The 23,544-nt window shown below is 55.2% G+C and carries 17 protein-coding genes; 11 read left to right on the top strand and 6 right to left on the bottom strand.

All coding sequences use genetic code 11. The features are described 5' to 3' along the window. The first annotated feature begins 42 nt into the window (after positions 1 to 42). Positions 43 to 1,035, top strand: coding sequence for a hypothetical protein (locus AC0GNR_RS02355; RefSeq protein ID WP_472899400.1), 993 nt, complete (start codon positions 43 to 45; stop codon positions 1,033 to 1,035). 21 nt (positions 1,036 to 1,056) lie between these two features. Beyond that, the gene (locus AC0GNR_RS02360) at positions 1,057 to 1,533 is read left to right on the top strand and encodes an FKBP-type peptidyl-prolyl cis-trans isomerase (RefSeq protein ID WP_472899401.1); all 477 of its coding nucleotides are present in this window, start codon (positions 1,057 to 1,059) and stop codon (positions 1,531 to 1,533) included. Between the two features lie 292 nt (positions 1,534 to 1,825). Here AC0GNR_RS02360 and cysE read toward each other — a convergent pair whose 3' ends face one another. Together cysE and AC0GNR_RS02370 are read right to left on the bottom strand one after the other, a co-directional pair. Continuing rightward, entirely contained in the window at positions 1,826 to 2,596 is a 771-nt protein-coding gene (gene cysE / locus AC0GNR_RS02365) for a serine O-acetyltransferase (protein WP_472899402.1), read from the bottom strand. A 9-nt stretch (positions 2,597 to 2,605) separates the two neighbouring features. Then, entirely contained in the window at positions 2,606 to 3,367 is a 762-nt protein-coding gene (locus AC0GNR_RS02370) for an RNA methyltransferase (protein WP_472899403.1), read from the bottom strand. Positions 3,368 to 3,597: 230 nt separating this feature from the next. On the opposite strand from AC0GNR_RS02370, the gene AC0GNR_RS02375 reads away from it, so the two are divergent. Beyond that, positions 3,598 to 4,548, top strand: a complete 951-nt coding sequence (locus tag AC0GNR_RS02375) for an inositol monophosphatase family protein (protein WP_472899404.1) — start codon at positions 3,598 to 3,600, stop codon at positions 4,546 to 4,548. 35 nt (positions 4,549 to 4,583) lie between these two features. Here AC0GNR_RS02375 and AC0GNR_RS02380 read toward each other — a convergent pair whose 3' ends face one another. Next, positions 4,584 to 7,859: a PAS domain-containing protein gene (locus AC0GNR_RS02380; protein WP_472899405.1), complete on the bottom strand. Its 3,276-nt coding sequence runs from the start codon at positions 7,857 to 7,859 to the stop codon at positions 4,584 to 4,586. A 957-nt stretch (positions 7,860 to 8,816) separates the two neighbouring features. Between AC0GNR_RS02380 and AC0GNR_RS02385 the strand changes: the two genes are divergently transcribed. The 4 genes from AC0GNR_RS02385 (at position 8,817) to AC0GNR_RS02400 (ending at position 14,337) form a co-directional block, all read left to right on the top strand. After that, positions 8,817 to 10,928: a tetratricopeptide repeat protein gene (locus tag AC0GNR_RS02385; RefSeq protein ID WP_472899406.1), complete on the top strand. Its 2,112-nt coding sequence runs from the start codon at positions 8,817 to 8,819 to the stop codon at positions 10,926 to 10,928. Between the two features lie 3 nt (positions 10,929 to 10,931). Beyond that, positions 10,932 to 11,309, top strand: a complete 378-nt coding sequence (locus AC0GNR_RS02390; RefSeq protein WP_472899407.1) for a hypothetical protein — start codon at positions 10,932 to 10,934, stop codon at positions 11,307 to 11,309. Then, positions 11,306 to 13,804, top strand: coding sequence for an Hsp70 family protein (locus AC0GNR_RS02395; RefSeq protein ID WP_472899408.1), 2,499 nt, complete (start codon positions 11,306 to 11,308; stop codon positions 13,802 to 13,804). The genes AC0GNR_RS02390 and AC0GNR_RS02395 overlap by 4 nt, the downstream gene beginning before the upstream one ends. Before the next feature lie 164 nt (positions 13,805 to 13,968). Further along, complete coding sequence (locus tag AC0GNR_RS02400) at positions 13,969 to 14,337, top strand: H-NS histone family protein (protein WP_472899409.1); 369 nt, start codon at positions 13,969 to 13,971, stop codon at positions 14,335 to 14,337. Positions 14,338 to 14,468: 131 nt separating this feature from the next. Here AC0GNR_RS02400 and AC0GNR_RS02405 read toward each other — a convergent pair whose 3' ends face one another. Beyond that, entirely contained in the window at positions 14,469 to 15,047 is a 579-nt protein-coding gene (locus AC0GNR_RS02405; RefSeq protein ID WP_472899410.1) for a pilin, read from the bottom strand. A gap of 595 nt (positions 15,048 to 15,642) precedes the next feature. Between AC0GNR_RS02405 and AC0GNR_RS02410 the strand changes: the two genes are divergently transcribed. Both AC0GNR_RS02410 and AC0GNR_RS02415 read left to right on the top strand, forming a co-directional pair. Continuing rightward, complete coding sequence (locus AC0GNR_RS02410; protein ID WP_472899411.1) at positions 15,643 to 16,704, top strand: site-specific integrase; 1,062 nt, start codon at positions 15,643 to 15,645, stop codon at positions 16,702 to 16,704. 79 nt (positions 16,705 to 16,783) lie between these two features. Further along, a complete protein-coding gene (locus AC0GNR_RS02415; RefSeq protein WP_472899412.1) occupies positions 16,784 to 17,590 on the top strand; it encodes a hypothetical protein in 807 nt (268 codons plus the stop codon). 116 nt (positions 17,591 to 17,706) lie between these two features. Here the strand turns inward: AC0GNR_RS02415 and AC0GNR_RS02420 are convergent, their stop codons facing one another. Further along, positions 17,707 to 18,342: a hypothetical protein gene (locus AC0GNR_RS02420; protein ID WP_472899413.1), complete on the bottom strand. Its 636-nt coding sequence runs from the start codon at positions 18,340 to 18,342 to the stop codon at positions 17,707 to 17,709. Positions 18,343 to 18,381: 39 nt separating this feature from the next. Beyond that, on the bottom strand, positions 18,382 to 19,884 hold the full coding sequence (locus AC0GNR_RS02425; RefSeq protein WP_472899414.1) for a tyrosine-type recombinase/integrase: 1,503 nt from the start codon (positions 19,882 to 19,884) through the stop codon (positions 18,382 to 18,384). Positions 19,885 to 20,335: 451 nt separating this feature from the next. Between AC0GNR_RS02425 and mutS the strand changes: the two genes are divergently transcribed. Together mutS and AC0GNR_RS02435 are read left to right on the top strand one after the other, a co-directional pair. Beyond that, positions 20,336 to 22,948 (top strand): DNA mismatch repair protein MutS, encoded by a 2,613-nt coding sequence (mutS, locus tag AC0GNR_RS02430; protein WP_472899415.1) that lies wholly within the window; start codon positions 20,336 to 20,338, stop codon positions 22,946 to 22,948. Next, positions 22,945 to 23,526, top strand: a complete 582-nt coding sequence (locus AC0GNR_RS02435) for a histidine phosphatase family protein (RefSeq protein WP_472899416.1) — start codon at positions 22,945 to 22,947, stop codon at positions 23,524 to 23,526. The genes mutS and AC0GNR_RS02435 overlap by 4 nt, the downstream gene beginning before the upstream one ends. Positions 23,527 to 23,544: the final 18 nt, after the last annotated feature.

The raw sequence follows: 23,544 nt of genomic DNA on the forward strand, positions 1-23,544 counted from the left end.
CGAGACGGTCTGCCACATCTTCAAAAATTCAGGGAAGTTTGTATGCCCGTTTACCGCTGCAACCAGTGCGGCCACGTCAGTGAATCGCCCGTGGCCGGCACCCAAGTGCCCTGCGCAGCCTGCCAGACCCCCTGCTCCGTGTTCGACACCGCGTTCTATGTTCGTAAGTTGATTGAACGCTACGCGGCAGCCGTGCGTGAAATCAAAGTACTCAAGACCGAAGAGCAACCGAACAACGACGGCGAACCGGCGACAGCGACAGAAGAGGCCTCTCTCAACCAAGGTGCCGACAACGCCAGCAACAAAGACTTGGCCACGGCGGCTCAGCACGCGCCGATTGAGCAGTGGCTCAAGACGCGCCAGATCGAGGCTCAGTTCGACCACAGCAACGTGGACACCAGCGGCTACTTCGATGAGGCCGCACAGCAACTCGGGCACCGTTACGACCTGTTCGGCGAGCTGATCCAGCGCGTGGCCTATGCCTACCGCAAGAGCCACACCGGGCTGAACATCGACCTCACCGGCATGGCCCAGAAGGAGGTGCAGGAGCTCACTACGCTGTGTCGCCAGCTGTACAGCCACACACTGTTCTCCCGCTACCACTACCAGAAGGTTGAAAAGGTGGTGCGACTCACGCTGCAGTCCGCACCCAAGGTGCGCCAATTCTTTGAAGGCGCCTGGCTGGAGTGGTATGCCCTGCTGGAGCTGCTGGAAGTTTTGCAGCAGCGCAAATTGGCTTTTTCGTGTGGGCGAAGCGTGAAAGTGCTGTTTCCCAACGAGGATATGCACGAACTGGATGTGGTGGCGCTTCCTGCCGGCCAGTCACCGATCTGCATCGAATGCAAATCAGGTGAGTTCCGACGCGACATTGACAAATACCAGCGCCTGCGCAAACGCCTGGGCATTGAGCGCAGCCGCTTCGTGATTTGCTCCACCGACATCACCGATGAGCAGGCCAGCAGTCTCACAGCCATGTACGACCTCACCTTCGTGAGCCTTCAGTCTCTGCCTCGCCATCTCGCCAGCATCGTCTGACCACCAACCGGAGTGAACCCCATGAAAATCACCAAAGACACCGTTGTCACCATCACCTTCCGGGCCACCGACGCCCAGGGCAAGCTGCTGGAAGACGGCAAGGAACCCCGCGCCTACCTGCACGGCGGCTACAACAACACGCTGCCCGGCATTGAAAAAGCGCTGGAAGGCCAGGAAAAAGGCTTTGCCGCCACGCTGGAACTGCAGCCTGAAGACGCCTTTGGCGTGCGCGACGAAAGCCTGGCCACGAGCATTCCCAAAAGCGAGTTCCCCCCCGGCGTGAAAGTGGGCGGCCAGCTGCAAGGCGTGGACGACCAAGGCCGCGAGCAGGTGTTCACCGTGATGAAGATCAAAGGCGACACCGTGCTGCTGGACGGCAACCACCCGCTGGCAGGCAAGGTGCTGCGCTTTGCGGTGAAAGTGGTGGATGTGCAGCCCGCCAGCGCCGAAGAAGTGGCGCATGGCCACGCGCACGGTGCCCACGGGCATCACCATTGAGCCACCCCCGCGCCGCGCTTCGCGCGTCACCCCCAGGGGGCAACACCAGCGGCCTGGCGAAGCCAGTTCCGCGGTGTTCTGGGTGAATACACTCCGCTCCGGTAAGAGCTCGCGCATCTGGAACGCCCAACCTCAGCCGGCACAAGTGCAGCCACATGAACCGAAGCGCCGGGTGGACGGCGCAGCGCAGTGAAGGAGGAGGTTTGGGCGCAGCCCAAACCGGGGGACATGAGCGGAGTCGGCCAGCCGGCGCTTGGGTTCACAGACCCACACGGCAAGAGCGAGGGGAAGCTTACTTCCCCACCAACTGGTTCAGTTTCTCGGCCTCAAAGCACTCATCGCGCGCGGCGTCGGCCGGCACGCAGTCGCCTTTTTGCTGCTTTGAAAGCGTCTCGATCGCCTGCCACAGCAGCGCAATCTGGTGCTCTTGCCCGGCGGCGCTGTCGATCAGGCCACGCATGGCCTGGGACAGCGGGTCGTCTTCCTGCGTGATGCCGTAGGCCTGAAACTTCGGCGCCACTTCGGTCACGTCGGCACTTTCACCGGATTTGCTGGGAATGATGCGCGCCGGAATGCCCACCGCCGTGGCGCCCGGCGGCACGGGCTTGATCACCACCGCGTTGCTGCCGATCTTGGCGCCGTCGCCCACTTCAAAGCCGCCCAGCACCTTGGCGCCCGCGCTCACCACCACATTTTTGCCCAGCGTAGGGTGGCGCTTGGTGCCCTTGTAAAGCGACGTGCCGCCCAGCGTCACGCCCTGGTAAATGGTGCAGCCGTCGCCGATTTCGGCCGTTTCGCCCACCACCACGCCCATGGCGTGGTCAAAAAACACCCGCTCGCCCACCTTGGCGCCGGGGTGAATTTCAATGCCGGTGAGCCAGCGCGCCACATGTGAAACGAAGCGGCCTGGCCATTTCAGGCCGTGCGTCCAGCACCAGTGGGCCGGGCGGTGCAGCCACACCGCGTGCAAGCCCGGGTAGCAGGTGATCACCTCCCAGGTGCTGCGGGCGGCGGGGTCGCGTTCAAGAACGCATTGAATGTCAGAGCGGATACGGGAAAACATGCGGTCAGTCTAGCGCTTTGCCTTCTCAGCCATTTGCAGCATGGCCTTGGCCACACCACGCAGGATGTGGATTTCTTCGTCGGTGGGTGCAGCGCGGTTGAACAACTGGTTCAGGCGCGGCATGAGCTTTTTGGGTGCAGCGGGGTCCAGAAAGTCGACCGCCACCAAAGCCTGCTCCAGGTGGGTAAGCATGCCGGCGAGCGCATGGGCATCGGCCACAGGCCGCGCGGGCGCAGCCGGCGGCAAGGCAAAGCCACCCAGGGCCTGGCGCCAGTCGTAGGCAATCAACTGCACCGCTGCAGCCAGGTTGAGCGAACCAAAGTTTGGGTCGGTGGGGATGCTCAGGCACGCGTGGCAGCGGTACACGTCTTCGTTGCGCATGCCAAAGCGCTCGGAGCCAAACAAAAAAGCCACACCGCCAGGGGGGCTCACCGGCGCAGAAGAAGCCGTCGCTGGCGTCTGGCCCAGCAAGCCTGCAAAGTGCTCGCGCGGGGTGCGGGTGGGCGGGCCAAAGTCGCGTGGCGTCATGGCGGTGGCGCACAGGTGGTCCATGCCGTCCAGCGCTTCGTCCAGCGTGTCCACAATGCGCGCCTTGGCCAGCACATCGTTGGCGCCACTGGCGCGCTGAATGGTTTCTTCGCGCCGCAGCACATTGGCCCAGCGCGGTGCCACCAGCACCAGGTCGTCAAAACCCATCACCTTCATGGCGCGGGCAACCCCGCCCACGTTGCCGGCGTGGCTGGTTTGAATCAGAACAAATCGAGAGTGCATATGGTTTCCCCCCGCGCCGCTTCGCGCCACCCCCCATGGGGGCCACACCAGCAGCCTGGCAAAGCCAGTTCTGCGGTGTGTGCTGGGCGGAGCTGGCTTGCTCCAGAGGGGTGTTGTGTTGAAACGGTAAAATCTCGTATTGTCGCTGCCCCGTATCGCCTGGGGCTTTGCTTTCCCGCTCTTCCACTGTCACGCGAGCCGCTCTGCGGCCGCGCAAAGGTTTACAAGTTATGTCGTCCACACTCCACCCCATGCTCAACGTGGCCATCAAGGCCGCTCGTACCGCCGGTACCATCATCAACCGCGCTGCGCTGGACGTGGAGTCGGTCCGGGTCTCTGCCAAACAGACCAACGACTTTGTGACCGAAGTGGATCACGCGGCCGAAGCCGCGATCATCGACACCCTGCTGACCGCTTACCCCGACCACGCCATCTGGGCCGAAGAGTCGGGCCAGCGCCCGGGCAAGCACGGCGGTGCAGACCACGTCTGGATCATCGACCCGCTGGACGGCACCACCAACTTCATCCACGGCTTCCCGGTGTACTGCGTGAGCATTGCGCTCATGGTGGGCAACAAGCTGGAACAGGCCGTGATTTACGACCCGAGCCGCAACGACCTGTTTTGCGCCACCAAAGGGCGCGGCGCTTACATGAACGACCGCCGCATCCGCGTGGCCAAGCGCATCGCCATGCGCGACTGCCTGTTGTCCACCGGCTTCCCGTTCCGTCCGGGCGACGCTTTTCAGACCTACCTGCAAATGCTGGGCGACGTGATGCCCAAGTGCGCTGGCGTGCGCCGCCCCGGCTCGGCCGCGCTCGACCTGGCCTACGTGGCGGCCGGTTTCACCGACGGTTTTTTTGAAATGGGTCTGTCGCCGTGGGATGTGGCTGCCGGCGCGCTGCTCGTGACCGAGGCGGGTGGCCTGGTGGGCAACTTCACCGGCGAGTCCAACTTCCTGGAGCAAAAGGAATGCATGGCCGCCAACCCCAAGATTTACGGCCAGCTGGTGGGCATCACGTCCAAGTACAGCAAGTTCGCCAGCGCTGGCGACAAAGCCGCGCTGCGCCAGACGTTGGGCAAGCCAGCCGTGGAAGCTGACGTAGCCCCCGCAGCGGACGCCGCCGCCGACGCATCGCCAGCGGCTGATGCGCCAGCCAAGGACGACGCAGCGCCTTTTTAACGCGCTGTGATCAAGGGGCCGCTGCGCGCCCAGCCTCATGACTGAGGCAAGGTCCACCAAAACGTGGCGCCGGCACCGGGCGCTGACTCGGCCCAGATGCGGCCGCTGTGGCGCTCCACAATGCGCGCCACAATCGCCAGCCCAACGCCGGTGCCCGGCACATCGCTGCCCACGTGCAGCCGCTGAAACAGGCCAAACAGCTTGCCTGCCCGGGCCATGTCAAAGCCCATGCCGTTGTCGCGCAAAAAGTAAGCCCGTTTCTCGGTGTCGAAACCGAGCACCAGCATCGGTTGCGCTTCCCCGCGCGAGTATTTCAGCGCGTTGTCCATCAGGTTGATCAGCACCTGGCGCAGCAGCGTGGCGTCACCCAGGGCCTGCGGCAGTGGCTGCACATCAATCCTCGCCTGCTCGGCGCTGGTGCCCAACGCCTCCACCGCCGCCTGCGCCAGTGCGTGCATGTTCACCGGCACCGCCTCCAGCTCCACCCGCACCACGCGCAGCAACTCCAGCATGTCGGTGATCATCTGGCCCATGTTGCGCGACGAGCGGGCGATCCGCTCAAACATCTCCCGCCCACTGGGGCTCAGGCCCACACCTTCGTCTTCGGCGATCAGGGCAGCAAAGCCGTTGACCGAACGCAGCGGCGCCCGCAGGTCGTGGGCAATCGAATACGAAATGGCCTCCATGTCTTTCATGGACCGCTCCAGCTCGGCGGTGCGCTCAGCCACCCGCCGTTCCAGCGTGGCATTCAGGGCACGCACCTGCTCTTGCGCGGCCACCCGCTCGCTGATGTCCAGGTGGGTGCCCGACATGAACAACACCCGCCCCTGGGCGTCGCGTTGGTGCACGCGGCCCCGGTCGTTGATCCAGACCCAGTGGCCTGCCCGGTGGCGCATGCGCACATCGCATTCGTGGTAGTCCAGCTCGCCGTCCCAGTGGCGCTGCAGTATCCGCTCGGCACGCTCCAGGTCTTGCGGGTGCACCAGCCGGCGCCAGGTTTGAAACGTGGTGGGCATCAGCTCGTCCACGGTGTAGCCCAGCATTTCGGCCCAGCGGTCGTTGATCACCATCTCGCCGGTGGCCACATTGGTTTCCCAGATGCCCGGCCGCGTGGCCTCCAGCACCCAGGCCAGCCGCTGGCGCTCGTCGCGCAGGGCCTCCTGGGTCTCCAGGTACGAGGTGACGTCGGCATAGGTGCGCACCATGCCCCCACCGGGCAACAGGCGGGTCATGATCTCCAGCATCCGCCCGTCCGACGTGCGCCGCACGTAGGCGTCGGGTGGCGTCACTTCGGGCTCCATGCCCACGTAACGGTGCAGCGAAGGGTCCAGCAACGACAGCTTGTCCCCAAAATCGCCCCGCTCCATCTGGAAACGCACCACCTCCTCGTGGCTTGGCCGCCCCGCCATCAGCGCAGGGGGCAAGTTCAGCAGTTCCAGCATGCGCTGGTTGTAAAAAGCGTAGCGCCCCTCGGCGTCCACCATGGCCAGGCCCTGGCTGATGCTGTCAAACGTGACCTGCACTGCCGCGCTTTTTTCAGCCAGCAGCGCGCTGGTGGCCTCCAGCTGGCTGCGGGTGCGTTTGCGCTCGGCGTGCCCGCGCCAGGCCATCACCAGCTGGCGCACCGTGCCCAGCAGGGGCTGCAGAAACTCAATGTCGGCTTCGGTGTAGCCGCCGGGCTGGTTGGCCAGCCCCACCATGGCCACCAGCCGCCCGCCACTGACAATGGGCACACCCAAAAAAGCCGACATGCCCGGGTGGCCCTTGGGCAAGCCCCCCGCCCGCGCATCGTCGTTGGGCGCGTTCGATATCAAGGGCTCTGCCGTGACCAGCACGCGGCCAAACAGCGTCTTCAGGTTGTGGAATTCCATGCCACCGTCTTGCTGGCGGGCGTGCTGGCGGGCGTACTGGCGACGTGTCGCCTCGTCCCAGGCGATGTTGGTGATGGCGTGGGTTTTCAGGTAAGGCTGCCCGTGCAGATCGTGCAGCACCTCGCCCACAAACCCGTACTCGCTGCCCGTCACCGACAGCAGGGCGTCCAGCAAGCCCTCAAAAGCTTGCCGCTTGTCGTCGGCTTCAATGAAAGCGGCTTGCGCGGTGCGCACCACTTCGAGCATGCGGTGCTGACGGTCGTAAGCCTGCGCGGCCTCGCGCGCTTCGGTCACGTCGGTGGTGAAACCGTGCCACAAAATCGCGCCATCGGCCTCTCGGGTGGGCACCGCCTCCACGCTGTAATAACGCAGCCCCTTCACCGGCAGCTGCACACGGTAGACCTGCCGCCACGGCACCAGCCGCTGGGCCGATTGCTGCAACGCCGCCAGCACACCCGGCAAATCGTCGGGGTGTACGCGGGCAAACAGCAACCGGGCGTCGCTGCGCAGGGCCTCGGGCTCCACTTCCAGCATGTCGCGCGCGGCCTCGTTCACGTAAGCAATGGCGCTGCGGCCGTCGGGCTGTAACCGCGCCTGGTACATCAGGCCAGGCACCCGCGCTGCAATGTTCCGAATGAACTGCAACTGTGCGTCCAGCGCCTGCGCGGCTTCGCGCTCGGCGGTGATGTCCTGCACCACGCCAAAATCGGTCTGCGGGTTGCCCGCCACGGCCGTGCGGCTGATGCGGGTGCGAAACCAGCGCTGCTGGCCATCTGGGCGTTGCCAGCGAAACACCACCTCACGCCCGTCGCAGGCCGCGCGCGCGGCCAACCAGGCGGGTTTGTCGTCGGGGTGGATACCGCTGCGTCCCTCAACGCGTTTGATCAGATCCCGTGGATTCAGACCGGTAATGTCGTACAAGCCAGCAGACCACATCACATCGAGCTCGCTCGCGGCGTTGGTCCAGTGCCCCACCGTGGCGACTCGCTCCACCGCCTCATGCAGTTCCACGCGCTGCTGCAAAGCCAGGTTGGCGTCGCGCAGCGCCTGCTCGGTCTGCTGGCGCGCTCGCTCGGCGGCCACTTCGGTGGTGGCCTCGGTCAGGTACACCAGCAGCAAAGGCTCGGGCAACACACGCAGCACCTGGCTGTGCAGGCGCGCATGGTGCGCCACCCCTTCACATAGCCACAGGGTTTCGTGCTGGTCGCCCTTCATGTCGTTCACATAGGCTTGGCGGGCTGCTTCGTCCGGCCAATGCCCGAGCTCCACCGTGGTGCGCCCAAGGGCGGCTTCGCGCGTCAGCCCCGTCAGCGCCAGCCACGCATCGTTGACGGCAACCAGGCGTCCGTCGCGCAAACGGCTGACACTCGCTGCCAGCGGTGAGGCCATGAACAGGGCCTCAAAAGGCAAGCTGCTGTCGCCACCGCGATCGTCGGTCAAAGGGTCAGGAATCGGGTTGAGAGGCATGCGTGATAGGCCGTTGACGTATGCAAAACGATGCACGATTGTGCTGCAAGGGCCTGGCATAGGGGAGAACCCGAACTGCTACAGTCTCCGGTTGATCTGAAACCGTACGACGAGCCCGCCTTGAACGCCCCGCTGGACAAACACACCCCCATGATGCAGCAATATGTTGGGGTGACGCAACGTGTAGCCCAGCTCTCATAGGCAAAGCGCACGAAAACGTGTCGGGCTACACGTTCAAAAAGTACACCGAGCTACACCGGGGCTACACCAAGCGCCCTAGGAGCAAGGCACCGCTCAATAGCACTCGCCCCCCCCACAGACAGGGGTGTGAAAGAAACAAGATGTTGGGCTAATATTAGAACTAGCAGAGTCCTACACAGGCTGTGCTCCGCCTGCATACACAGCCCAACGCCGAAAAGCCCAACCTTTGGTTCTATCAAGCATTGTCTGGTCACTCTTCACCGCGTTGAACCGAATTCAATCCCACTCACCCATCTTCCAAAATGAAGCTTCTATCAAAGGCAGTCGCAGCTACTCTTTGTTTTAGCACAGTATTTTTGGGGACAGCATATGCATGCCCCTCAGAAGCAACCTTAAACATAAGGTCCTCAAACTATCGCGGCGTCATAAATATTGAGTTACGAAAGGGGGTACGACCTGGCTCCCAAATCACTGCAACCAATAGCGTCAACACAAGCGGAACAGTGGTATTTCGCAACGTATGCCCTGGGCGCTATTTTTACGCGTTTTCAACACCAGACTCACAACAGGTCAGTACCACTCAATATTTTGATGTTATAGACGATGGTGATAGGTACAGCATGCCTGAAATAACCGTCACCTATTCACGGAGCAGCACACCAGACACCCAGCGGGTTGGCACTGCAAAGCGCAGCGATCTTTAAACATTCAACGCCTAGACCCACCAAGATGGAAGACGTTGAAGAATACAACCAGCGCGCGAAAAATCTTCGAAATGAAGGACGCTTAGAAGAGTCAATACTCGTGGCAAGAAAAGCCACGACTATTGATCCAGACAACGCTAACGCGTGGTGGCAGCTAGCCCTTACTCTTCAAGATAAAGATGGTATTGCCGCATCGATCAAAGCCTTAGAAAAGGTGGCGGACCTTGCTCCACACTTTGCCATCGGCTTGTGTGAGCTAGGGTATGCATACAAAAAAACCGCTCAAATAGATAAAGCTATTGAACTGTACCAAGAAGCTTTACAACAAGACGCTGAACATGTTCGTAGCCTACGATTCTTAATCGTAGCACTTGGTGAGCGCGACAAGAACGGCGATGTTGAACTGAAACTAGACGCCCTCAGACGCCTTCAAGCAGTGACAACACTCACCGACGATGAACACTTTGATCTAGGCTTTGTACTAACCAAAAAGCGAGAATTTTTAGAAGCCGCCGTTCAGTATGAAGCATATACAAAAGAAAACCAGTCGCAGGGCAGCGCCTATTTTAATCTATCCATTGTTTACGAGAATATTGGACGTGATCTAGATGCACTTGATGCACTAAGAAAATCAATACAAATACGTGGAAGCGAGGAGCGCACTCAAAAAGTCGTTGCAAACCTTGAAAAAAGGCTGTTACCACTGCGTACACGGGTTATGGCGAAAGGACAGCCATACCTCAAAGAAGAAGACTGGTACCAGCACTATATTAACCCCTTTACGCTGTTAAACATCGATGATGTTTACGACGTTTTAGATGAGCCAAAAAATCTACAAAAAGCCAAAAAAGCGCTTTTTCAAGAGATTGAGCTCGAAGAAGGAAAAATCTCTTGGGTGCCGGGTCTGGTCATAGATAAGTCAACAGCAATGACCATCTGTGAACCATTGAGTGAATTTGATGTTTGGGACACACATAGAGCCATTTATGAGAATAAAGCACTGTGTGATTTTCTGACACGAGGAAATCTAGAACACTTTCTTATAGATGAGTGTCCAGATGAGATACAGCTTCACTACAACCAATCCGATTCGCTAATCGAATACATCAGCCCTAAGTTTGCTAGTCAATACAATATTGTTCTAGGCAAGGCAATCGACCAGGGAGATGTAGACGCCGTTAAATGTTTACTCGATGGGCGCCGCTGGGTCCTGGCACGAGATATAGAGCGTTGCTTTGAAAGTGCCAGACGCGCGCTTGACCGTTTGTGCGCACCGCTCGAAAAACTAGCAAAAGATGCCGAGACACTACGTTTCTCGATGTCAGATATTGAGCGCGCGTTTAATAAAGGCGCCTTAAACCTAATATTGCCACACCTGCCAGCAGAATTTCACGAAACTCACGCGAAGGTTTGGCATGCACTTAGAGCGCTTGCAGTGCGCTACCTAAGGCAGACCGATGATGCAGAAGGCGTCAAAAAAATATTGGCACTGAGCAAGGTTTCGGCTTCAAAATCGCCGGCACTGGCACATCAGTTGAGTGAAGACGAGACGGCAATCAACGAAATGATTGCAGAAGAAAAAAAACATGAAGCAAGATTGACCTTTGGTCAAAGAAGCGCATCGATCACAAAATCTGGTGTTCAATTTGATAATAAAAAAATCAACCCAGAGGACATCATCGCAACACGATGGGGTCTGACCGTGACAAGCAACAGCCCCAGAACAATACGTCACAGGGTTGCATTCAAAGATAAATTTGGAACTGAGATAGACATCAATTGGTCAACAACAGATGACTTTGAAGAGCAAAAGAAGCTCTGGTCCAAATTGATTGATGCCATGTTCCATTATTTGATGGATACAATCATCGAAAACTTCAAAACGCGTCTTAAAACAGAGGGCAACACACGCGTGGGGGGCTTGGAAGTTTCACAGTCTGGCATTATTTTCGAGATTAGCGGATGGTTTAACAATAAACGTGAACTGTGCACATGGGACACGCTACATTCGTCGATTGAAAACGGCTCTGTGGTGTTGACCAATACCCAAAATCGCAAAGCAACCGTTACGCTCCCTCTGGAAACAACGGATAACGCCTTCATCCTACATATTCTTGCAAAGAAGAAAGATAGCTGAACTATGTCTTCGCCACACCACATTGAGTTACCTAAGTACGTGTCTCTTACGCTAAATCATCTATACGAGATTGAGCGCAAGCTAGCCCTGCACGGTGACAGCGCAGGGATAGCTCGCAACGTGGAGCGTATTAAAGATGCATTTGCAGGCGAGCGCGTATTTTATGAAGACCCTATGGGGCAAAGTTTCAGTGAGACGCGCACAGATTTAGAAGCCTCCATCTCTGGTGAAGGAACTGAAAACCTTGTCGTTATCGAAGTAGTCAAGCCGATCATTCGGGCAGGCGATCAGACTTTTTCACGCGTGATTCAAAAAGGGATCGTCGTGGTCAAATCCAAAGAAGATAGTATTTCAAACGAGCAAAAAGGAGATCAGAAATGAGCAATACCATCAACTTTGGCATTGACCTTGGGACCTCTAACTCACTGATTGCAAAGTTTGACAAAGGGCACGTTGAGGTCTTTAAAAATCCAAGTGGTTTCAAAGAATCCCTGCCCTCAATTGTTGGATTTAGAAATGACCGCACACTCATAGGTGACCAGGCGCGGGCGTATTTGCTACGTGATGCCAAAAGTGTGGTCAGTCGTTTCAAGCGCAAAATGGGTACGTCTGAGAGCTTTCAAATAAAATCGTTGGGAACATCAAAGACTCCCGTGGAGCTCTCTTCGTATGTACTTAAAGAACTAAAAAACTTTGTTCAAACAGGTGAAGAGCTAGATTCGGCTGTCATCACAATTCCCGCATCGTTTGACACCCTACAAAGCAATGCAACCAAAGAGGCGGGAGCACAAGCTGGATTTAAAAATGTCATCCTCCTGCAAGAACCTATCGCAGCAAGCCTAGCTTACGCAAATAAGGAAAAGAGCATTGACCTTAAAAATAGTCAATGGCTGGTTTACGATCTAGGCGGCGGAACATTTGATGCCGCACTTGTCAAGATTGTGGAAGGCGAGCTAACCGTGATGGACCACGAAGGAGACAACTACCTTGGTGGAACAGACTTTGATGCCCTGATGATTGAAAAGCTTGTTGTTCCTGAGCTTATGAGGCGGGGTAAGTTTGACGATCTTCTAAATCAGATGAAGAGTCAAAGTGGGCGCTACAACCAGTTGTGGTACACCCTACTGACCAAAGCTGAAGAAGCGAAGGTGGACCTGTCGGCTAAGACTTCTACCGAAATTGATCTGGGCACGATCAGCGTAGAAGACGACGAAGGCAATACCATTGATAGCATCATCACCATCACACGAAGTGATTTTGAGGCAGTGGTCAAGGATATGGTCGAAGGGACCATTGACATGATCAAAAAGATACTGACACGTAATTCATTGCAGCCCTCAGATTTGAAATTCATTCTCATGGTGGGCGGCTCGACGTATATACCTTATGTACGCAAACGTGTTCAAGAGGTCATGGGTATTGCTGTAAACACAAGCATCGACCCCACCAATGCTATTGCCGTGGGGGCTGCCTATTTCGCTGGTACAAAAGAAAAATCTAGTGCAGGAACAGATAAGCCAAAAACATCAAACTCACCGCTAAAAATCCGCACCGCGTACAACAAGACATCCCAAGAACTAGAAGAGCCGTTTACTGCCAAAATCGAAGGCAATACAGCAGGGATGCAGTATCGAATCGTGGCAGAAGACGGCTCGTTTGACACAGGTCTGAAAAATCTCGGTACACGGGTAACTGAGGATTTACCGCTGCGTGAAGGTGCTTACAACATTTTCACTTTCAAAATTTTCGACGCACAGGGCTCGGCTGTCCCTATTGATGCTGGGCATATACAGATTGCACAAGGTCGCTATAGCGTTGCAGGTCAAATGCTGCCTGACGATATTTGCCTCGTGGTTGACGACGTTGCAGCGAACGACACGCGCTTAATCACCCTGTTCAACAAAAACGTAGTTTTGCCTGCTCAAACTAAAAAGACCCAAGAGCTGGGGCGCACGATCGTCAAGGGATCAAACGACGAGCTGCGGATTTTTGTGGTAGAGGGTCCAGCCAACCGCCACTCATCTACCAATAAGCCACTAGGAATGTTGCTAATCACGGGCAAACAAATTACTCGCGACCTTATCAAAGGGACGGAGGTAGACTTAAAAATCTCAATGTCTGAGTCGCGTGACTTGACAGTTAGTGCTTATTTGAACGGTACGGACCAAGAGTTTTCTCAGGTTTTTAATCCAAAGAGCCGATCGGTTTCTACGCCTATTTTGGCAACTGAGACACTTCAATTAGAAGAGAAGCTTCAAGCTGAGATTTCAGATGCCAAAGAGAGCGGACAAAGAGAGGTGGTGACTGGGCTTGAAAAGACACTTGCAGGTGTTCAGAATCTTATGGGTGAGGTTGCTGAGTTGTCTGATGACGATGTAACCGATAAGAAATATCAGCTCGAAGACAAGAAGCGCGAGCTAGCGCGAGAAATGTATGAGCTCACTTCTGGTAAGCGATTAGATCAAGCCAGAAAAGAATATCAAGAAGCAAAGTCTGATGTTGCTCAGTTAGTCAACGAGTCAGGAAATGATCGTGAACGCAATCAATTAAAAGATGTTTTTGCACGTGAGCAGACATTTATTAACTCCAACAACCCTGAAAAGATTCAGTCTGAAACTGCTAATCTTAAATCCATTCAATGGGCGATTTTGTTTAGAACACCAGACTTCCTCAAAGGCATGTTTAGTCATCTAAATGAAAAACGACCATCGATGAACGATCAAATCCAAGCCACTCAACTCGCTGAAAGTGGTAAACGTGCAATTGCCAAGGAAGATTGGGAGGAGCTTCGGATGATCGTTGGTCGGATGTGGGACCTGGTGCCAGCCGAACAAATGAACGAGCAAGATCGGCGCATGTTTACTGGTTTGGTCTAAATCAGCGGAACATAGTTTCAGCGCTTGTTGGGATCAGACAAGCTGGGCACCACGACCAAGTGTCTTGTTTTCTGTAGCGCCTTCCGGGGCACCTCAAAAACTTATAGACACTTGTGACAAGGTGCGCTAAAAACGCACAGTTACAACCTCTTGGAGTTCAGAGCATGACTGAAAAAGCGAGCTACGACCAGTACCAAAAAATTCAAGCCCAAATCGCGGAGCTTGAAGCCAAGGCAAGATCGGTCCGTGAAGCACTGCTTGCCGATGAGATCAAAGCCATCAAGGCGAAGATTAAAGAACTTGGACTCAAACCCAGCCAGCTTTTCTCGGTTGCCGTGCTCTCTGGCGAATCCCAAGCGGCTCCTGTGAGCATGGGTGAAAAAATCGCTAAGGCAAGCAAAGCCAAAGAGCCTACCGAAGTGAAGTACCGTGGTCCTAATGGGGAGACGTGGGGCGGTGGTCGTGGACGTAAACCCACTTGGGTTCAAACGATTCTTGATGCTGGTGGTGACATCGAAAAATTCAGAGTTTGATACCGCAACAAACGTAGATTTCAAAGCCCCATAAGGGGCTTTTTTATCGACCACTAAAATTTATCCTCTATCCCTTCAAAATTAAAAAATGGGAGCGACTTGGCTCCCATTTCAAATCTACAAGTAGGAAATCAGCAAATTGCTCCACCCTTGTGGGTTTTGCATCCAGACTCTGGTGCAATTGCAAATTGCACAGTGGCGTCAGTGTTTAATCTGGCATTAAAAATAATAGTATCGCCAGATGAGATACTACCTGCCGCGATTGGAATGCCGGTAACTTGAAGCGTGTCACTGTCGTGACCGGACACAGTCCATTTAGTTGTATCAAGAGCACCTGTTGAGTCGTATGCACTCTGAACAACCTTACCACTTGCAGTCGGCAAAGGGATTGTCACAGCCGAAGACATTGTGTCATCAGAATTTCGTACTCCATCTCCGTTTGTGTCTTCGTTATATACAGCCAATTGATCAACCGTATCCCCTTCTGGGTTCCATTTTTTTACACCTGCGTCATCGTATACGCATTCGCCTTGCTGAGCACACACTGACAGTGCGGTCTTCATAGGTGCAACAGCCATCACCATTTCAGAATAGCGCGCCTTATCTGTGTAATTATTATATGCCGGAAGGGCAACCGCTGCTAAAATACCGATGATTGCAATAACAATCATTAATTCAATCAAGGTAAAGCCTTTTTGTAAAAATTTCATATTTATCTCCTGTTTTGTTTTTATTTTTTAGTTTCGCACGGGAAGCATCAACCGAATCAAAATCGACAAGGGAGCAACTGCGCGTTGTTTTTGCGGTGCATCTTGCTAATTAATAACGATACAATTTGTATATCGTTTTGCAAGAAAAACAACGACCGCTCATCTGTAATCTTAAATAGAAATTGCGCAAAAATTGCAGCACTTTTTCACGAATAAATGTTCGAAATCCAGTTGCACTCATGTTGCACTGACTTATATCAGACGCTTTTAAGCCTGATATCAGACGTTTTAGGCAATAAAAAAGCCGCTTGATGCGGACTTTTGAGATTGAAAACAGGAGAAAAATAGAAAAGATGAACCGTTAAACCAGAAATTATACGTTTGCCGTTGCATTGTTGGTAGCAAGGCGATAGTTTGAAAGCCACCAGAGTCCTTATGCATTCTCATAGGGAGCCCCTGGTGGCTTTTCGTTTTTGCAGGCGTCTGATATCAAAAAAGTTGCATTATTTACTGCAGCACGAACACATACCGTTCATAGATTCATTGTCCAAAACAGAAAGTTGAGCGCCTATATCTATTTAAAGGAGGAAAAAATATGGCTTCAATAACCAAACGCACGACCAAAGAAAATTCTGATACCTGGCTTGTCCAGATACGGGTAAAAGGTCACAAGACCATCAACAAAACGTTTCTTACGTATGACGAGGCTCTCAAATATGCCAATAAGGAGGAGTTGAGAGTCCGCAGAAACGTCGCCAATCGTGGGAAAGGCGATACAAAGGCGTTTATGAATTCCAAATTCATAGACGTCATTGAACTTTACAGAAAAGAGGTTGACTCAACGAGCAAGGTATCCATGCAGCTAAGAACCGTCATAAAGCACTTTGGAAGCATCACCATTGGAGAGATCAGCAAAAAACATCTTAAAGAATACATCGTCAAAATGCTAAAAGAGCAGACTCATATCAAAAGCACATTCAAGGCAGGCACTATTGCTAGGCATTTCTCGTCGATGGCAAAAGTCTACAAATGGTATGCAGATGAGATGGAAGTCGATATATCCAATCATCCATTCAAAACGTCCCTTCTTCCTGGCGGATGGGATGTGAAGCGTGAACGACGACTTTCACGGGAAGAGGAAAAGCGCCTGAGAGCCAGAATGCACCAAGCCAAAAACGGGTTTGTATGGCAGTTGCTTCTTACCTTTGCCATCGAAACAGCCGCGAGACTTCAAGAGATGCTCTACGCCAAATGGGAGGAGATTGATCTTGATGCAGGCGTCTGGCGTATTCCAGCCAAACACTGTAAAACCAGAAAAGCGCGCTCTGTTCCAATAAGCTACAAAGCGCTGGCTTGTTTGAAAATCCTCAAAGCACACGCCTCAACTGAAGACGCTCGAATTTTTCACTGGTTTAAAACTAAAGACGGATGTGCGGGCACTTTTAAGTACTTCACCGAGACCATAGGTTTAGAGAATTTTCGCTTTCATGATCTTAGACATGAAGGCATAAGTCGTATGGTTCTTTTCCGCAGACAACTTTCTGTTTTTGAGATTATGAAAATCGTCGGGCACAGCAGTTTAGACATGCTCAATCGCTATGCCAATCTTAGAGGTGAAGAGCTGGTGGAGCGCTTTAATGCGAAACCCAAAAAATAACTCGCCACAGACGCCCACCGAACGGTGGGCGTTTTTCATCACAGAAGGAATAATAAAAAAGCATACATGGGAGGATTAGATGAACAGCAACATCAAAGAGGATAGTGACAGTGAACCGAACAGTTCAAAGCTCAGTGGAAGAAAAAAGAAAGGTCCTAATAGCTACACGCCGTCTAAACAGCGGTGGGAAAATGAAGCTAACTGGTACAGCTCAAAAGTCGCGGTGTGGCTTAATCCCCAGAGAGCCCACGCCCTGTGGCATTACGCCAAGATCAACCGCCTACCTGCTCTTCCCACCGAAGCGCTGTATCACCTCATCGACACCATAGGGAAGCAAGCCCCAAATAGTAGCGTTGCCGCCGACACCCCATGGTCAGATCATCAAGTGGTGGCTGGTCTGGAAGAGCGCCTGGATCGGTTTGAAGCATCGACCAATCAGGACCTGACCGCGATCAGCACTTTGCTTCTGGAAATACTCAGAGCGCTAAGCTCCGACCTGGTAGAGCCCAAGGCGGCACATGAGCGTTCACACGAACCTTCAGCGGGCATTCCAATACGTCAGTGGCTCGATAGCCTAAGTGGCGGTGCATTCCAAGTAAAACCAACGTTGGTGGTTGCTGCTCTGGTATTGCCTAAATCGGTCGCGATTTCAGAGGGTGTTTCTGTCTGCCAAATCTCCGTTCTTCAAATCAATGGCAAACGGGAAAACACTCAAATCGAGTATGTTTCTCTGCCCAGCCTTACGGTACACACAGCCGTAAAAAAAGAGCCCACAGGCTCCACGTTACTTATTGCACGACTCAAAACTAGCACATGGTCTATTGAACTTGCAGCCGTCAGTGCAGACGGAAAACAAAAAAGTACACTTGCCACATTTGAGATTTAACGGAGACCTCACGGAGCCGTGATCACGTCGACATCGCGGAGGCATAGTAGGTGCGTCAGGTGTATGAATTATTCTGTCCACACCACCACCTATACACTCACATCCTCCAAACACGCTCACCCTTTTTGGCTCAAACGCTGCTCCAAATGGCTAGCCTCATCCATAGCTTGAATCTGTAAAATTTCTTGACTCAACAAATTCCGAACGATAGAGCTAAATTTCGAACGCTCTGAATTTAACCAATTTCTTTTCAATGCAAGTAGAACACCAGTCCAGCAAATACTGACTTCGTCAAATTTGATTTGATCAAAACTGGTAGAAAGTGCATGCCCAAGAATATTTCCATCTTTTTCCCACCAAGGCTCTGGAATCAGCAGATCGGAGATGGATTGGAACATTAGTCCACGGCGGATAGCTGCATGACCTGTGGAATCGGTGCGGTTTTTGGCAATCCAGTCTTTAAGGCTACCCACGGTATAAAGCACCTTTTGATTGCGGCTCTTAGTGCCCTCTTCGCTGATGCCTTGAACGTATTGCGGTCCTTTGCCACTAGCACGCATTCTTTTAAGGGTGGCGTCCGACACATCCAAATACACGCTGGCTAAGTCTTGCGTTATGGGCGTGTCGTCATCCAAAGCATTAAGGCGACTTCTCACCTGTGCCTTGGCAAAGCTCTCTTGAAGCTCGGTAGGCAAATACTTGATCCAGTCGTCCGAGATGGCGGCGATGCCTGGTGCAAAGGTCTCATCCATGATATGTACTCGGTATGGGGCTGCAACTGATATCAGACACTATACGGCGGTTTTGCTTTTTCGGTAGGGTTTAGCTACCCAGTCATCATCGGGCAGTGGTGGAGCCGATAAGGGACGAAGAGCGTTATAGACCCTTGGAGCGTAGGAAAGAATTGTTTGCTCAATACGCTCCATCGTTTCGCTCAGACGCTTCCACTCGGCTTCGGTATAGCGTCTGGTGACACTGCCCGCACCGTGATTTAAAAGATTGGAAATTATGGTGGTGCTGATATTGAGGCTTTCGGCTACGCGTCCAAAAGAGCGCCGTAAATCGTGAGGCGTGACCTTTTCAATACCTGCGTCCCGCATGACGGAAGCAAGCATTTCGGTGGGGTCTGTGTAGCAGCCTGTTTTTGAGGTTTTGTTTTGAGCCGGGAAAACAAATTTTTGACGAATAGGGGTGTGCCCTTTGAAGGATGGCGTGTTTTCAAATTCTTCGGCAAGCTGCTCTTGACGCATCTGCAACAGATTTAAAGCCATGGGGGCAAGCGGTAGCTCATGGTCAGAGCCGTTTTTGGTCTTGTAGAAAAATATCTTCTTTTCTTTCAGGTCCACCCATGAAGTGGTTGCCAGCTCTTTTTTAGGCACCAGCTCTTTCCATTGCAACACCCGATGCTCGCTTTTACGGCATCCCCACAGCAGTCCACACAGCAGGTAATCGGTAGCCGTGTGCTTATAGGGACGCTTATCCCAAAGCGTATTAATAAACGCTCCTAGCTGCTCACTGGATATGGGGTTGCGGCGGTTGTATTCTTTGTAGGCACGCTCCAACTCTTCGCGTCCTCGATACATCTTTTCAATTTGAAGGATGTCAAAGGGGTTGACCACAAGATGCGGCACTACCCCTTTTTTAGAAGCTTCCAGTAGCAGCAGCTTGATTTTGTATTTGATCGCAGCAGAAGCCCAGCGCATGGTTTGTTCAGCGGCTGTGGGCGTTTTAGCCTTCATGGCTAAAAACTTTTCTTTGATCTCGTCGCTCGTAAGTTCACTCACACGGCGGTTGTGCCAATCGCTTAGGCGCTGGATGCCCTTTTCGAGTGTGTTGATCGAGTTTTCGGTCGCGGGCTTGGCACGGGTTTTTAGGTGCTTGATGTACTGCTCGAAAATCTCACCAAGTGTGAGGTCTTGATATTCTTTTTCCCGTTCTATCGCGTTGGGATTTCTGCCCGTGTCTTTGATGGTTTTTAAAAACTCAAAGCCCTTTTCATAGGCTTCTTTTAGACTTTGAAAATCACGCACGCTGCCGATTTTGCTTTTGATGACCCGCTTGCCATCACGCACTTGGATCAAAAAGCTTTTGCCCGTGGCACCCACTTTGATGCCAAAACCTCGGGGAGCATCCCGACTGGTATCAAAGACGATATAGGGCTCACGGCGCTCATTGGGCTCAAAGACGATCTTGCCCTTGGCATCGGTGACAATGGTCCCTTGGGCGTCCAGTCTGGGGCGCGTGTCAAATTGCAGGTCAAGGCGCACCAGGTTCAAGGTCAGCTCGGTATGCATCGGCTCTCTCCTATTCAGTCAAAGTCAGCGCTCACACAGCCATCGGCTGTATTGACGCTCGTCCAGCCTGCGGCTGTGGTCAAGACACGTCTATGGGCTCCTCGCGTTAGGCGTCACCCCAGCGCCTCCAAGTTCGGCTGTGGGCACGCGTACCGCACGCTCCTGCGGTGTGTAGCCCAGCACCAGCACATCCCCTCGGACCTCGGCAACCACTGCACGTTTGCCACTAGGCTACAACCCACTAAAACACCGAGCTACACAATAAAATCAAGCACTTACAAGATATGTAGCCCAGTGACTTGTATTGTCTGCCATTGGGGGCAATCATGCTACACGCAGGCTACAAAAATGTGCTCTCACATGCGCTCAAAAGCACCCAAGTGCACCCACATGAGCTCATTCGTAAGCGTACAAGTAGTTGATTTATATGGAAAATAGCTTAGAGCACGTCATGGCACTGGGGCTTGAAAACCACACCCCTATGATGGCGCAGTATCTGGCCATCAAGGCCGGATACCCCAACACGCTGGTGTTCTACCGCATGGGCGATTTTTACGAGCTGTTTTTCGGTGACGCGGAAAAAGCGGCGCGGCTGCTCGATATCACGCTCACCCAGCGCGGGCAGTCGGCGGGCGAGCCGGTGGTCATGGCCGGCGTGCCGTTTCATTCGCTGGACACCTACCTCGCCCGGCTGATCAAGCTGGGCGAGTCGGTGGCGCTGTGCGAGCAGGTGGGCGACGTGGCCACGGCCAAAGGCCCGGTGGAGCGCAAGGTGGTGCGGGTGGTGACGCCAGGCACCCTGACCGACACGGAGCTGCTGTCCGACAAAAGCGAAGCCTTGCTGATGGCCGTGCACCCCGGCGCCCGCACCGGTTGTGGGCTGGCCTGGATGTCGGTCACCCAGGGCATTGTGTTTCTGGCGCAGTGCAGCACCGATGCCCTGCCCGACTGGATCGCCCGTGTGGGGCCGGGTGAGCTGCTGTACAGCGCCGAGGTGTCGCCCGCCTTTGAGAAAAACCTGCAAACCCTGGCCAGCCAGCCCAGCGCGGCCGGCACCCGGCTGGTGGCGGTGGTACGCCCAGCCTGGGCGTTTGACGCAACCCTGGGCGAGCGCAAGCTGCTGGAACAACTGCAGGCCGCCAGCCTGGCCGCATGGGACGCGCAAGACCTGCCCGACGCCCACGCCGCCGCCGCCGCACTGCTGAATTACGCCGAACACACGCAAGGCCGCGCGCTCACCCATGTGAAGAGCCTCAAGGTGGCGCGCACCGATGAACTGATCGACCTGCCGCAAAACACCCGGCGCAACCTGGAACTGACCCAGACCCTGCGCGGCGAAACCAGCCCCACGCTGTTTTCGCTGCTCGACGTGTGCTGCACCGGCATGGGCAGCCGCCAGCTGCGCAGCTGGCTGCTGGAGCCCCCGCGCGATCGCACCCCCGCCCGCGCCCGCCTGCACGCCATAGGTAGCCTGCGCGGCGGGCTGTGGCAAAGCCTGCGCCAGGCGCTCAAAGGCGCGACCGATGTGGAGCGCATCACCGCCCGCACCGCGCTGCGCCAGGTGCGCCCGCGCGAGCTGGTGGGCCTGGGCCAGACGTTGGAGCGCGCCCAGCAACTCGCGCAACAGCTGGGCACACCCAGCGGCTTGCTGGGCCAGATAGCCGCCCAGTTGCAGCCGCCCGAAGGCTGCGCCGGCCTGCTGCGCGCCGCCCTGCTGTCCGAGCCGGCAGCGCTGGTGCGCGACGGTGGCGTGATCAACGACGGCTTTGACGCCGACCTGGACGAGCTGCGCGGCATACAAAACAACTGCGACGGCTTCCTGATTGAGCTGGAAGCCCGCGAGCGCGCCCGCACCGGCATTGCCAACCTGCGGGTGCAGTTCAACCGCGTGCACGGCTTCTACATTGAAGTCACGCAGGGCCAGGTGGACAAGGTGCCCGACGACTACCGCCGCCGCCAGACACTGAAAAACGCCGAACGTTTCATCACACCCGAGCTGAAGGCGTTTGAAGACAAAGCCCTCAGCGCGCAAGACCGCGCGCTGGCCCGTGAAAAGTGGCTGTACGACCAGCTGCTGGACCAATTGCAAAGCTTCGTGCAGCCGCTGAGCCAGCTGGCCCGCGCCATGGCCGCGCTCGACGCGCTGTGCGCGCTGACCGAGCGCTCGCTCACGCTGGGCTGGACCGAGCCGCAGTATGTGCCCGAGCCCTGCATTGACATACGCGGCGGGCGCCACCCGGTGGTGGAAGCGCGGCTGAACGAAACCAGTGGCGGCAGCTTCATTGCCAACGACACGGTGATGGGCCCCAAGCAGCGCATGCAAATCATCACCGGCCCCAACATGGGCGGCAAAAGCACCTACATGCGCCAGGTGGCGGTGATCGTGCTGCTGGCCAGCGTGGGCAGCTACGTGCCGGCCACCAGCTGCCGCCTGGGGCCCATTGACGCCATCCACACCCGCATTGGCGCAGCCGACGACCTGGCCAACGCGCAGTCCACCTTCATGGTCGAAATGACCGAAGCGGCACAGATATTGCACGCAGCGACCCCCAGCAGCCTCGTGCTGATGGACGAAATTGGCCGCGGCACCTCCACCTTTGACGGCCTCGCCCTGGCCGGCGGTATTGCCACCCACCTGCACGACAAAGCGCGTGCCTTCACCTTGTTTGCCACCCACTATTTCGAGCTCACCGAATTCCCCGCCAGCCACCATGCGGCGGTGAACGTGCATGTGAGCGCCGTGGAAAGCAGCGGCAAGGGCGGCATTGTTTTTTTGCACCAGATCGAGCCCGGCCCGGCCAGCCGCAGCTACGGCATTCAGGTGGCCCGCCTGGCTGGCGTGCCTGCCAGCGTGGTGCAACACGCGCGCCACGCGCTGGCCGCGCTGGAAGCGCAGAGCGTCAACGCTCAGCAACAAGTCGATTTATTTACCTCCCCACCCCTGACGCCCGAAGCAGAACCCAGTGCAGTGGAGGCGGAACTGGCGCGGGTTAATCCCGATACGATCAGTGCACGCGATGCGCTCGAATTGGTTTATCGACTCAAGAAGATCACAAACACATGAAACACTGGGTTTTGACTTGCCTGTTGGCCTGTACAGGCGTTCTTCCCGTAAAAGCCGACCCGAAGTTGTGGGAAATCATCAAAACACAACCCAACGTGGTGTTGGTGGGCCGTCACATGGATGTGGAGCGGGGCCGTGGTACCCATTTCGACCCCACCGGCAACTGCCAGGGCGAGGTGATGCTGACCCCAAAAGGCCGTAAACAAGCGGTCGTATTTGGCGAGGCATTCAAGGCCCAAGGTGTGGGTGCGGACAAGCTCAACATCGTCGCCTCGGCCATGTGCAGGATGCGCGACACCGCCATGCTCGCGTTTGGCAAAGCCACTTTAGACCCAGCCCTGCGCGAATCTTTTTCCGGTGGTGGTGGGCGTATGAACGAGTTCATGGATGCAGCCGAAGGCTGGATCAAAAAACACCGGGGAACGACTCCATTGCTGTTGCTGACCCACCACCCCAACATCGATGCATTGACTGGCGAGCAACCCGACTACGGTCAAGTGGTGGTAACTCAGTCGGACGACAGCGGTGGTCTGAATGTGCTGGGCATTTTGCGGTTGTTCAATCCAGCTGATTTTTAAGAACAAACAGGGAGAAGG

It is taken from the genome of Hydrogenophaga sp. LT287 (assembly GCF_055702805.1).